Here is an 11,741-nt window from a genome sequence, read left to right on the forward strand (position 1 = left end):
AGACGCCCCCCGACGGTATCCCGTCGGGGGGCGTTGCTTTGGTAAGCTAGCGCCACCCGGCCTCGTGCGACGAGGCCCTCGCTATCGATCGAGAACCAGACATTCCCATGACCCAGCCCGACCCCGCGATTCAGGACGAGGCGGCGCGTCTGCGCGCCGAGCTCGAGGACGCCAACTATCGCTACTACGTGCTCGACGAGCCGCGCATGACCGACGCCGACTACGATCGTCGGCTGCGCCGCCTGCAGGAGATCGAGGCCGAGCATCCCGCCCTGGTGACGCCGGACTCGCCGACCCAGCGGGTCGGTGCCGCGCCCGCGGAGGGCTTTCCCGAGATCCCGCACGCGGTGCCGATGCTGTCGCTGGACAACGCCTTCGACGAGGACGAGCTGTCGGCCTTCGCCAGGCGGGTCGCCGATCGCCTGGAGACCGACCCCGACGGCCTGGCCTTCTGCTGCGAGCCCAAGCTCGACGGCGCCGCCGTGTCGCTGGTCTACGAGAACGGCGAGCTTGCCGCCGGCGTGACCCGGGGCGACGGCCGCACCGGCGAGGGCATCACCTCCAACCTGCGGACCCTGAGGTCGATTCCGCTGAAGCTGCGCGGCGAGGCCGGGCCCGAGCTGCTCGAGGTGCGCGGCGAGGTCACCATGCGCCACGACGCCTTCGAGGCCATGAACGAGCGGGCCCGCGCCGAGGACACCAAGGTGTTCGCCAACCCGCGCAACGCCGCCGCCGGCAGCCTGCGCCAGCTCGATCCGCGCGTCACCGCGACCCGCCCGCTGGAGTTCAGCGCCTACCAGGTGGCGCGCATCGAACCCGATGCCGGCGATGCCAGCCACAGCCAGCTGATGGCACGCCTCGCCGGGCTCGGTTTCCGCACCAGCGCCGAGCTCGAGGTGGTGCAGGGCGCGGCGGGCATCATCGACTACTGCCGCCGCCTCGGCGAGAAGCGCGATGGCCTCGGTTACGACATCGACGGCGCGGTGATCAAGGTCGACGACCTGCGCCTGCAGCGGGAGCTGGGCTTCGTGGCCCGGGCGCCGCGCTGGGCGATCGCCTTCAAGTTCCCCGCCCAGGAGCAGATCACGCGGCTCAACGACGTCGAGTTCCAGGTCGGCCGCACCGGCGCCATCACCCCGGTGGCGCGCCTGGAGCCGGTCTCGGTGGCCGGCGTCACGGTCTCCAACGCCACCCTGCACAACGCCGACGAGATCGCGCGCCTCGGGGTGATGATCGGCGACACCGTGGCCGTGCGCCGGGCCGGCGACGTCATTCCCCAGGTGGTGCGCGTCCAGCTCGACGAGCGCCCCGAGGACGCCCGCGAGATCGTCTTCCCCGAGCGCTGCCCGGTGTGCGACTCCCAGATCGAGCGCCTTGAGGACGAGGCCGTGGCGCGCTGCTCGGGCGGGCTCTACTGCGCCGCCCAGCGCAAGGAGGCGCTCAAGCACTTCGCCAGCCGCCGGGCGCTGGACATCGAGGGCCTCGGCGAGAAGCTGATCGACGGGCTGGTGGAGCGCGATTGGGTGAAGACGCCGGCGGACCTGTTCGGCCTCGAGGCCGAGCGCCTGGCCACGCTGCCGCGCATGGGAGAGAAGTCCTCCGAGAACCTGGTGGCGGCGCTGGAGAAGGCCAAGGCGACCACGCTTGCGCGCTTCATCTACGCGCTCGGTATCCGCGAGGTGGGCGAGGCCACCGCCGCCAACCTGGCGCGCCACTTCGGCACCCTCGAGGCGCTGATGGCCGCCGGGCGCGAGGCGCTGGAGGCGGTGGACGACGTCGGCCCCATCGTCGCCGCCCACGTGCACACCTTCTTCCAGCAGCCGCACAATCGCGAGACGCTCCAGGCGCTGCTGGACGCCGGGCTTTACTGGGAGGAGGCCGAGGTCGAGGCCGGCCCCACGCCGCTGGAGGGCCAGACCTGGGTGCTCACCGGCACCATGGAGGCCATGACCCGCGACCAGGGCAAGGCGCGCCTGCAGGCGCTGGGGGCCAAGGTATCGGGCAGCGTGTCGAAGAAGACCGCCTGCCTGGTGGCCGGCGAGGCCGCCGGCAGCAAGCTGACCAAGGCCGAGCAGCTCGGCGTCGAGGTGATCGACGAGGCGACCTTCATCGAGCGCCTCGCGAGCTGGGAAAGCGGCCAGACGCCACAGGACACGCAGGAGAACGACGCATGAGCGGAGACCGTTTCGTCGAAGTGCCCTATCGCATGCTGCCGGGGGAGACCCTGGACGGCCTGCTGGAGGCCTTCGTCACGCGCCAGGGCTACGACACCACCGACACCGGCGAGGGCATGAGCGGCTGGGTCGGCGAGCTGCGCCGCCAGCTGGAGCGCGGCGAGCTGATCATCGCCCATGACCTGCGCACCGAGACCACCGAGGTGATGACCCTGGCCCAGTGGCGGGCCTTCGGGCGGGATCTGGCGGACGACGAAGAGGAGGGTTGATCCCGCGAGTCGAGTGCTCGAACGCAAACGGCGCCCCGAGGGGCGCCGTTTGCGTCGGTGGCGGGCTCGCCTCAGGCGAACAGCAGCGGCACGACCACGCTCGAGATCAGCAGGATCAGGGCGCCGCCCAGCCTTGAAGAGATCTGCGCGAACGGCATCAGCGACATGCGGCGCGCCGCGGACAGCACCGCCACGTCACCGGTGCCGCCCATGTTGGCCATGCACAGGCCGGCGGTGATCGCCGACTCGATGGGGTAGAAGCCCACCAGCTTGCCGACCAGGCCGGCGCCGAAGGCCGCTCCGGCGACCACGGCGAGCACGATCAGCACGTAGGTCACGGAGATGGCGTCGATCACCTGGCCGAGGTCGGTGTAGGCGATGCCGATGCCGAACAGCAGGGCGAAGGTCCAGTTGCGGGCGACGAACTGGAACCACTGGGCGGCCGATTCGTTGACCGATTCCGGCAGCATGTCGAGCACCTTGAGGGTCGCGACCAGCACGATCATCAGCGCGTAGGGGTGCAGCGGGATGACGGTGCCGAGGATCTGGCCGGCGGTGAACAGCATCAGGGCGGCGACGATGCCCACGCCCAGCTTGCCGAGGTCCAGAGTGTGCTCGGGCTCCTCGACGTCGACGCCGGGCATCATCTGGCCGTTGCCGGTCAGCCCCGGGAAGCGCTTGCCCAGGCCGTTGAGCAGGCCGGCGATGATGATCGCGAAGACGTTGCCCAGCGCCAGGGCCGGCACCAGGATCGAGATATAGTAGCTGGCCGGCTGGCCCAGCAGCTGCTCGTAGATCTGGCTCATCGGCACCGCGCCGGCGCCCATGCCGCCGCCGAGGATCGGCATGGCGATGACGACCACCGCGTCCTGGGCGGAGAAGCCGAGCAGCGCGCCCATGGCCACGGCGAACAGCGAGGCGCCGAGCACCGCGCAGCACAGCGGCAGCGCATAGCGCGAGCCGACCTTGATCAGCACCCGGGAGTCCATGCCGAGGATGCTGCCGGTGATCAGCGCGGCGATGTAGAAGTTGAGGAAGCCGCCGCTCTTCATGAAGGCGGTGACGTTGTCGACCACCGGGGCGGGCAGCCACTCCAGGTAGACCATCGCGGCCGCGCCGAAGATCGCCAGGATGGCGCCGCCGCCGAGGTAGGTCTTGACGATCGGCAGGCGGTCGCCGATGAAGCCCATCAGCTCGCCGAGCAGCATCATCACCAGCAGGGCGCCGATCATGCCGGTGGGCAGGCTGTCGGTGGCGATCGCCGCCGCCATCACCGCCAGGGCGAGGGCGAAGAACGGCAGCGGCATGCCGAAGATGCGCTGGGCGAGCCAGGCGCTGGGCGACGCGGACGGTGTCGCGACGGTGTCCGTCAGAGATTGACTCATGGGAGCTCTCCTTGGGGAACGGCCTCGCGCGAGCCGCGCGGGACAGCGTTGTTCGAATCTCGCCCGGGCGGCTCGGCCGCCAGGACGCAGGGCTGGCGACGAGCATAGGCGCGCCATCTCTGGCGCCAAGCTTGCGCAAGTTGTTAAAGCGTTCTGAAACTATTGAAAACGACGGCCTTCTTGACGGCACACCGGCGCCGTGTAGGGAATGCCACCAAGGTCGAATCCCGGCCAACCATTCCCTTCGCCCGATGTCTCTGGAGCCCCCCGCCATGCCTCGTCTTCGTCTGCGCCTGAATACCTGGATCTCGCTGCTGGTCGCGGTGATGGTGGTGCTCTCGCTGGGGCTCGCCTTGTGGCTGTTCACCGTCCAGCTGCGCGATACCCTGGAGGAGGCCCAGGCCACTCGGGTCACCGATCTGGCGCGGACGCTCGCCGCCGATCCGGAGGTGCAGACGGCACTCCACGAACGCCTCGGGGCGCCCGTCGACGATGGCGCCCTGCAGGCGCGCATCGACGGCCTGAGGCGCGAGCTCGGGGTCGATTTCATCGTGGTGATGGATGCCGGCGCGATCCGCCTGACCCATCCGGACCCCGCGCGCATCGGCCGGCACTTCCAGGGCGGCGACGAGGGGCGGGCGCTGGCCGGCGAGGCCTATCACTCCCGGGCCGTGGGCACCCTGGGCACCAGCATCCGCGGCTTCGCCCCGGTGACGGCCGGCGACGGCGAGGTGGTCGGTGCGGTCTCTGTGGGCGTGACCCTGACCTCGCTGGCGCCGCTGCTGGCCGACAACCGACGCGGCGTGATCCTCGGCGTGCTGGCGCTGATGATCATCGGCGGACTGGCGGCGCGCTGGCTGTCACGCACCATCAAGCGCGTGCTGCTGGGCCTCGAACCGCACCAGATCGCGCGGCTGGTCGAGGAGCGTCAGGCGATGCTGGCGTCGGTGCACGAGGGCATCCTGGCGGTGGACCGCCAGGCGCGCATCACCCTGGTCAATCCGGCAGCCCGGCGGCTGCTGGCCGAGGCCGGGCTGGGCGAGCCGGCGCCGGGGGCGCCGGTGGTCGACTACCTGCCGCACAGCGGCCTGCCCGAGGTGCTGGATGGCGGCGAGCACGAGGGTCAGGCGCTCGACCGTGAGCTCGATCTCAACCTCAACGGCCAGGTGGTGCTCGCCAATCGCCTGCCGATCCGCCATCGCGGACGGACGATCGGCGCCATCGCCACCTTCCGCGACAAGAGCGAGGTCAACGCCCTGGCCGAGCAGCTCACCGGGGTTAGCCGCTACGCCGAGGCGCTGCGCGCCGCCACTCACGAGTTCAAGAACCAGCGTCACGTGATGCTGGGCTTGGCGCAGATGGGCGATCTCGATAGTCTGCGCGGCTACCTGGACGAACTGGCCGATCATCGCCTGGCGCCGGGCATGGCCGTGGTGGAAGACGTGGCCGATCCGGTGATGGCCGGTTTCCTGCTCGGCAAGCGCAGCGAGGCCCGGGAGCGGGGGGTGGTACTCGAGGTGCGTCTCGAGACGCCGATGCCCGAGCTCGGCGGGGCGCCGCTGGCCCACACCCTGGTCACGGTGCTCGGCAACCTGCTGGAGAACGCCTTCGATGCGGTCGAGGGGCGCGACGAGCGGCGAGTGACGCTGACCGTCGAGGCGGACGAGGCGCTGGTCGCCCTGCACGTCCAGGACACCGGCGGCGGCATCGACCCGGACATCCGCGAGCGGGTGTTCGAGGCCGGCGTGTCCACCAAGGGCGAGCGGCGCGGCCTGGGGCTCGCCGCGGTGCGCGAGCGGGTCGAGGCCGCCGGCGGCCGCCTGGCGGTCTACAGCGAGGCGGGGCGTGGAACCCTGTTCGAGGTCGAACTGCCCCTCGGGCAGCAACACGAGAGCGATGCGGAAAGCGAATGATGGGCAAGAGTGGCGAGGGAGAGACATGATGCGCGTGCTGATCGTCGAGGATGACCCCATGGTCATGCGCCTCAACGTCGAGTACCTCAACCGGCTGGACGACATGCGGCTGGTCGCCCAGTGCGAGAGCGTGCCGGCGGCGCTGGAGGTGCTCGAGCGCGAAGACGTGGACCTGGTGCTGCTCGACGTCTACCTGCGCAACCGTAGCGGCCTGGAGGTGGCCCGCTACCTGCAGCGCAGCGGCAGCGACGCGGGGGTGGTGCTGATCACCGCCGCCTCGGAGCTCGACACGGTGCGCGAGGCGTGGCGGCTGGGCGTCAGCGACTACCTGGTTAAGCCGTTCGCCTTCGAGCGCTTCCGCGACGCCGTGCTGGCCTGTCGCCAGGCCCGCGATGCGCTGGCCGAGCTGCCCGGCGAGATGGAACAGCGCGACATCGACAAGCTGTTCCAGCCCGGGACGCCGGCCACGCCGCGCCGCCCGGGCGACCTGCCCAAGGGCCTGACCGTGCCGACCCTGGCCCGGGTGGCCGCGGCGATCCTGGCCCTGGACGAGGAAGCCTTCAGCACCGAGGCGCTGCTGCCCGCCACCGCCATGTCGCGGGTCTCGGTGCGCAAGTACCTGAAGTACCTGGCCGAGGTCGAGCTGCTCGACGAGTCCTTCCACTACGGCCAGGTGGGTCGCCCGTCCTTCACCTACCGCTGCCTCGACCGGGACGCGCTGCAGGCGCTGGCCGCCTCGGCCTGACGGTTCAGGCCGAGGTCCCGGCCAGGAAGACTTCCACGCAGCGGCGCGCGCGGGCCTCGCGCTGCGATGCGTCGAGCGCCATCGGACGCCCGAGCAGGGCGTCGAAGTGCCACTCGCCGAGCAGCATGCCCATGAACAGGCCGGCCGCCTCGCGCGGGTCCTCGAGGGTCAGCCGGCCGCGCGCGACCTGATCGGCCAGGTAGTCGGCCAGCGCCGCGCGGGTGCGGTCGGGGCCGCGGGTCAGGAACAGCTCGCCGAGCTCGGGCACCCGCTCGGCCTCGAAGGCCAGCCCCCGCACCAGGCGGATCACGCCCGGCTGCAGCACCAGCGCCAGCATGCGCCGGCCGAGCTCGAACAGCACCTCCTCCGGGGCCTGACGGTCGCGCTGCCCGGCCTCCAGCACCTCCCAGGCGGTGGCGATGTGGCGCTCCATGGCCGCGGTGAACAGCCCCTCCTTGTTGCCGAACTGCTTGTACAGCGTGGCCAGCGAGCCGCCGGCCCGCGACACCACCTCGTTGACGCTGGCCGCGGCATAGCCCTGCTCGAGGAAGACGTCGCGGGCGGCGTCGAGCAGCCGTTCGCGACGGGCCACGCCGCGTGGCGTGAGGGAGGTATCGGCGTTGTCGGGTGCGTGGCGAGACATCGTGACTCCGGAACGAGTGGCGGGGAGACGGGCGCATGGTATCGCAGCCGTGATGCACGGCGCTGGTGGTCATGTAGTGTAGCATTCATTACACTTGTGATTTACCCACCCATCAGGAGGCGTCATGGCAGCCGAGGACAAGCAGGTCGCGAACGCCGGCGAGGCCGGCAGCGAGGGTGGGGGCGCGCGCCGCTCGCGGGGGCGGGTCGTGGCCGGGCTGGTGGCGCTCGTCGCGCTGGCGGCGCTGATCTGGTGGGCGATCGGCTGGTGGCAGGTCGGGCGCTTCGTCGAGGAGACCGACAACGCCTACGTGCGCACCGACAGCGTGGCGGTGCGCGCCGAGCTCTCGGCGCGGGTCGCCGAGGTGCTGGTGGACGACAACCAGCACGTCGAGCGGGGCGAGCTGCTGGTGCGCCTGGACGACGAGAGCCATCGGGATCGGGTGCACCAGGCCGAGGCCCAGCAGGCCGTGGCGGCGGCCTCGCTGACCCAGGCGCAACGTAAGGTAGAGCTGCAGCAGGCCGCCATCGACCAGGCCCGGGCGCAGCGCGACGCGGCCGAGGCCGACGTCGACCAGGCCCGCCAGCACCTCGAGCGCTCCTCGTCGCTGGCGGCCAGCCAGTACGGCTCCCGCCAGCAGCGCGAGGATGACCAGGCCGCGCTGCGCGTCGCCCGGGCCAATCTCGCCGAGAGCGAGGCGGCGCTGGTGTCGGCGCGTCGCCAGCTGGCGGTGGCGGAATCCGAGGTGGGCCAGGCCGAGGCCAACCGCGACGCCGCGGCCGCGGATCTTGCCTATGCCCGCCATCAGCTCGACAAGACCCGCCTGCGCGCGCCCCGCGCCGGCGTGGTCGGCAACCTCACCGTGGAGGCCGGCACCCTGGCGCAGCCGTCGCTGACGCTGCTGCAGCTGGTGCCGATCGAGTCGGCCTACGTGATCGCCAACTTCAAGGAGACCCAGCTTGCGCGGATGCGCGTCGGCCAGCCGGTCGAGGTGAGCCTCGACGCCTATCCGGACGTGACCTATGAGGGCGTGGTCGACAGCCTGGCGCCGGCCACCGGCACCGAGTTCAGCCTGCTGCCCCAGGACAACGCCACCGGCAACTTCAACAAGATCGTCCAGCGGGTGCCGGTGAAGATTCGCGTCGTCGGTCCCGAGGACGCGCTGCCGCGGCTGCGCGCCGGGCTCTCGGCGGTGCCCGGCGTCGATACCCGCGAGCTCGATCCCGAGCCTGCCCAGCGGGCTGAACGCGAGCCGCGAGTCGCCGATGCCAGTGAGGTGGCCGAGGCCGGGAGCGGCTCGTGAGCGAGGTGGCGGCCGGCGCCTGCGCGCGCCCCGATGACCTGCCGCCCTGGCCGCAGCGGATCGGCTTCATCGCCGCGGTGTTCGGCATGTTCATGGCTATCCTCGACATCCAGATCGTCGCCAGCTCGCTCAACGAGATCCAGTCGGGGCTCTCGGCCAGCGAGGACCAGATCTCCTGGGTGCAGACCTCCTACCTGATCGCCGAGATCGTGATGATCCCGCTGTCGGGCCTGCTGATGCGCATCCTCTCGACCCGGGTCGCCTTCACGCTCTCCTGCGCCGGCTTCACCCTGGCGAGCCTCGGCTGCGCGCTGGCGAGCTCCATCGAGCAGCTGATCGTGCTGCGCGCCATCCAGGGCTTCGCCGGCGGGGCGATGATCCCGATCACCCAGGCGGTGAGCTTCTCGATCTTCCCGCGCCGGGTGATGGGCAGCGTGCAGGCGGTGATCGGTATGGTGGTGACCATGGCGCCCTCGATCGGGCCCACGGTGGGCGGCTTCGTCACCGAGTCGCTGAGCTGGCACTGGCTGTTCCTGGCCAACGTGGTGCCCGGCGTGCTGGTGTGCTGGGCGGCCTGGAACTTCCTCGACATCGACCGCGCCAACTACGCGCTGGCCAGGCGCCTGGACCTGATCGGCCTGGTGCTGATCGCGGTGTTTCTGGGCTCGCTGGAGTTCGTGCTCGAGGAAGGGCCGGGCGACGACTGGTGGGCCAGCGACCTGATCCTGGCCATGTCGCTGATCTGCGCCGCGGCCGGGGTGTGGTTCTTCGCCCGCACGCTGCGCCACGACCATCCGATCGTCGACCTGCGGGCCTTCGCCAACCGCAACTTCGCCGTCGGCGCCGGCATGGGCTTCATCCTCGGCATCGCGCTCTATGGGCTGGTCTACCTGATGCCGCTGTTCTTCGGCTACGTGCGCCAGTTCTCGAGCCTGCAGATCGGCCAGGTGATGTTCGTCACCGGGCTGACGATGTTCCTGTGCGCGCCGGTGGCCGGCCAGCTCTCCAACCACCTCGACCTGCGCGGGCTCTTGTTCCTCGGCCTGCTGCTGGTCGGCATCGGCACCATGATGAACGCCAACCTGACCGTGGAGTCGGGCTTCTGGCAGTTCTTCCTGCCCCAGGTGGTGCGCGGCATGGGGCTGATCCTGTGCATCATCCCGGCCTCGCGCATCGCGCTCGGCACCCTGCCGCCCGCCGAGGTGGGCAACGCCAGCGGGCTGTTCAACGTGATGCGCAACCTCGGCGGTGCCATCGGGCTGGCGCTGATCGACACCGTGCGCGACGTGCGCGAGGACTTCCACTGGAACCAGCTGATCCCGGCCATCGACACCGGTCGCGAGGTGGTGGTCGCCGAGATCGCCCGCTACGAGGCGATGCTCGCCGGCTCGGTGCCCGACGCCCATCAGGCCGCGATCGGCATGCTATCGCGGCGGGTGATGGAGCAGGCCCAGGTGCTGGCCTTCAACGACATCTTCCTGTGGATGGGCGCGATCTACCTGCTCAGCGTGCCGCTGGTGTTCCTGCTGCGGCGGATCGAGGCCTGAGGGGCGAATGACGGCGACGAGCGTCTCGCCTCACAGGTGGTGGCGGGCGCTCTCGTCGCCGACGACCGACGGGTCGAAGGCCGGGCGGCTGAAGATGCGTCGCACCATGGGCGCGAAGTGCTCGAGCGACCGGGTCGGGTAGTCCGGATCGAAGGAGGCCTGATCCCAGCGCTCGCAGAAGTCGACGCAGCGCTGGTACCAGGGATGGCCCTTGTAGCGGTCCCGCTCCAGCGGGTCGCCGCCGAAGTGGTGGATGTAGTAGTAGTTCTGGAACAGCCCGTGGTGCTCGATGATCCAGGTCACCTCGGCCCGCACATAGGGGCGGATGATCGAGGCGGCGTACTGGGAGTGGTTGTGGGGCGCCAGGTCGTCGCCGAGGTCGTGGATCAGCGCCGCCACGATCATCTCCTCGTCCTCGCCGTCGTCCTCGGCGCGGGTGGCGGACTGCAGCACGTGCTCGAGCCGCGAGACCCGGTAGCCGGAGAGGGTGTTCTCCAGCGCCTTGAGGGCCTCGAGGATGCGTTCGGGCAGCGCCTCGACGAAGCGTTCCTCGAGCTCGCCGAGCAGCTCGTAGTCGGCCTTGGTGCCGTCCTTCATCTGGGTGAACGATACGGTAGTCATGCGGCGGTCACGCTCTCGTTGGTCGCGGTGGCTTGTTGGGCGCGCTCCTGCTTGACGATCGCCCGGTAGTGGCCGGTGGGGCCGTCACGGTCGATGTAGCAGCCCTGCAGGTGGCGGAAGCCCTCGTTCTGGTCGTAGGAGGTGCGGCCGTGCAGCACCCGGTTGTTGTCGAACATCATCAGCTCGCCGTCGCCCAGCGGGAACTGGATCTCGTAGTCCGGGTGGGAGAACAGCTCGCCGAGGCGGCGGCGGGCGCGGTGAAAGGCCTTGGTGCTGTGCTCGTCCATCAGCGGCAGGTAGTCCAGGCGCGGACTGTAGTGCACGCCGTCCATCTTGCCCATGGCATCGAGGTGGATCATCGGCCGGCGCTCGATCAGCTCGACCCCGTCGTCGATGAAGCGGAAGCGCACCGGCACGGTGGCCAGCAGGTGATAGCCCTCCGGGTCCTCGGCGCGCAGCCGCTCGGCGACGGCCAGGCTGTCGACCAGCGTCGACAGGCCACCGGTGGTCTCGTTGGTCAGGCAGTGCAGCAGCTGGATGCCGGGGACCGGGTCGCGATAGGGATTGTCGGTGTGCGGCGCCAGCGGCACGCTGCGATAGGCCAGGTCGTTGGACTCGGGGCGCGAGCAGACCTCGAAGTACTTGCCGAAGTTGGTCGAGCGCACGTGGCCGAAGGTCTCGCCGACCTCGACCAGGCGCGCGCCGTCGGTGGGCACGTTCCTGAGGATGATCACCCCGTGGCGCAGGTAGGTCTCGAGAGCCTCGCGGAAGGCGTCGTGATCCGAGAGCGCCTGCCAGTCGCGGGTGATGGAGGCGAAGTCGATGTCGCTGGTCCAGGGCCGCGGGGTGGGCAGGCCGTCCTCGTGATCGAAGTCGTCGGCGAAGTGGCGCAGGTCATAGCGCCCGCTGTGGCCGTCGCTGAAGGTCAGCCGCGCCCAGTGGCCGCCGAGAGGCTCGGCCGCCACCAGGGTCAGCTCCGGGTCGAGCCGGTGCGGGTTGAACAGCCGCTGCTGGGTGGGGCCGTCGAGGCTCTCCGGTTCCTGGCAGCGCTCGCGAAGCCACAGGGCCGGCAGCTCGGTGCGGGTGCCGGAGGCATCGGTGGCGAAGACCTTGGCGGGGGATTCTTGGACGTGAAACATGG

General features: G+C 70.5%; 10 protein-coding genes. 6 read left to right on the forward strand and 4 right to left on the reverse strand.

Going from position 1 to position 11,741, the window contains the following annotated elements; genetic code table 11:
* Window positions 1-107: 107 nt before the first annotated feature.
* Together ligA and UYS_RS0200515 are read left to right on the forward strand one after the other, a co-directional pair.
* Complete coding sequence (gene ligA, locus UYS_RS16655) at window positions 108-2,174, forward strand: NAD-dependent DNA ligase LigA (RefSeq protein ID WP_016853530.1); 2,067 nt, start codon at window positions 108-110, stop codon at window positions 2,172-2,174.
* The gene (locus tag UYS_RS0200515) at window positions 2,171-2,443 is read left to right on the forward strand and encodes a YheU family protein (RefSeq protein WP_016853531.1); all 273 of its coding nucleotides are present in this window, start codon (window positions 2,171-2,173) and stop codon (window positions 2,441-2,443) included. The genes ligA and UYS_RS0200515 overlap by 4 nt, the downstream gene beginning before the upstream one ends.
* A gap of 71 nt (window positions 2,444-2,514) precedes the next feature.
* On the opposite strand, the gene UYS_RS0200520 is transcribed toward UYS_RS0200515, so the two are convergent.
* A complete protein-coding gene (locus UYS_RS0200520; protein ID WP_016853532.1) occupies window positions 2,515-3,828 on the reverse strand; it encodes a 2-hydroxycarboxylate transporter family protein in 1,314 nt (437 codons plus the stop codon).
* Window positions 3,829-4,100: 272 nt separating this feature from the next.
* Here UYS_RS0200520 and UYS_RS0200525 point away from each other — a divergent pair, with 272 nt between their 5' ends.
* A complete protein-coding gene (locus tag UYS_RS0200525) occupies window positions 4,101-5,741 on the forward strand; it encodes an ATP-binding protein (protein WP_016853533.1) in 1,641 nt (546 codons plus the stop codon).
* Window positions 5,742-5,766: 25 nt separating this feature from the next.
* Window positions 5,767-6,486, forward strand: coding sequence for a response regulator (locus UYS_RS0200530; protein ID WP_016853534.1), 720 nt, complete (start codon window positions 5,767-5,769; stop codon window positions 6,484-6,486).
* Window positions 6,487-6,490: 4 nt separating this feature from the next.
* Here UYS_RS0200530 and UYS_RS0200535 read toward each other — a convergent pair whose 3' ends face one another.
* Window positions 6,491-7,129: a TetR/AcrR family transcriptional regulator gene (locus UYS_RS0200535; RefSeq protein ID WP_016853535.1), complete on the reverse strand. Its 639-nt coding sequence runs from the start codon at window positions 7,127-7,129 to the stop codon at window positions 6,491-6,493.
* A gap of 124 nt (window positions 7,130-7,253) precedes the next feature.
* Here UYS_RS0200535 and UYS_RS0200540 point away from each other — a divergent pair, with 124 nt between their 5' ends.
* Together UYS_RS0200540 and UYS_RS0200545 are read left to right on the forward strand one after the other, a co-directional pair.
* On the forward strand, window positions 7,254-8,432 hold the full coding sequence (locus UYS_RS0200540; RefSeq protein WP_016853536.1) for an HlyD family secretion protein: 1,179 nt from the start codon (window positions 7,254-7,256) through the stop codon (window positions 8,430-8,432).
* Window positions 8,429-9,979, forward strand: coding sequence for a DHA2 family efflux MFS transporter permease subunit (locus tag UYS_RS0200545; RefSeq protein WP_016853537.1), 1,551 nt, complete (start codon window positions 8,429-8,431; stop codon window positions 9,977-9,979). The genes UYS_RS0200540 and UYS_RS0200545 overlap by 4 nt, the downstream gene beginning before the upstream one ends.
* A gap of 30 nt (window positions 9,980-10,009) precedes the next feature.
* Here the strand turns inward: UYS_RS0200545 and UYS_RS0200550 are convergent, their stop codons facing one another.
* Complete coding sequence (locus UYS_RS0200550) at window positions 10,010-10,600, reverse strand: HD domain-containing protein (protein WP_016853538.1); 591 nt, start codon at window positions 10,598-10,600, stop codon at window positions 10,010-10,012.
* Window positions 10,597-11,739, reverse strand: coding sequence for a TauD/TfdA family dioxygenase (locus UYS_RS0200555; RefSeq protein WP_016853539.1), 1,143 nt, complete (start codon window positions 11,737-11,739; stop codon window positions 10,597-10,599). Before UYS_RS0200555 ends, UYS_RS0200550 begins: the two co-directional genes overlap by 4 nt.
* Between the last annotated feature and the right edge of the window lie 2 nt (window positions 11,740-11,741).

The sequence above is a fragment of the Halomonas smyrnensis AAD6 genome, assembly GCF_000265245.1.
GTDB lineage: Bacteria > Pseudomonadota > Gammaproteobacteria > Pseudomonadales > Halomonadaceae > Halomonas > Halomonas smyrnensis.

Excerpts from the sequence above, each read along its gene's own strand:
- ligA (WP_016853530.1), top strand. The coding sequence starts at position 108 with ATGACCCAGCCCGACCCCGCGATTCAGGACGAGGCGGCGCGTCTGCGC.
- UYS_RS0200515 (WP_016853531.1), top strand. The coding sequence starts at position 2,171 with ATGAGCGGAGACCGTTTCGTCGAAGTGCCCTATCGCATGCTGCCGGGG.
- UYS_RS0200520 (WP_016853532.1), bottom strand. The coding sequence starts at position 3,828 with ATGAGTCAATCTCTGACGGACACCGTCGCGACACCGTCCGCGTCGCCC.
- UYS_RS0200525 (WP_016853533.1), top strand. The coding sequence starts at position 4,101 with ATGCCTCGTCTTCGTCTGCGCCTGAATACCTGGATCTCGCTGCTGGTC.
- UYS_RS0200530 (WP_016853534.1), top strand. The coding sequence starts at position 5,767 with ATGATGCGCGTGCTGATCGTCGAGGATGACCCCATGGTCATGCGCCTC.
- UYS_RS0200535 (WP_016853535.1), bottom strand. The coding sequence starts at position 7,129 with ATGTCTCGCCACGCACCCGACAACGCCGATACCTCCCTCACGCCACGC.
- UYS_RS0200540 (WP_016853536.1), top strand. The coding sequence starts at position 7,254 with ATGGCAGCCGAGGACAAGCAGGTCGCGAACGCCGGCGAGGCCGGCAGC.
- UYS_RS0200550 (WP_016853538.1), bottom strand. The coding sequence starts at position 10,600 with ATGACTACCGTATCGTTCACCCAGATGAAGGACGGCACCAAGGCCGAC.
- UYS_RS0200555 (WP_016853539.1), bottom strand. The coding sequence starts at position 11,739 with ATGTTTCACGTCCAAGAATCCCCCGCCAAGGTCTTCGCCACCGATGCC.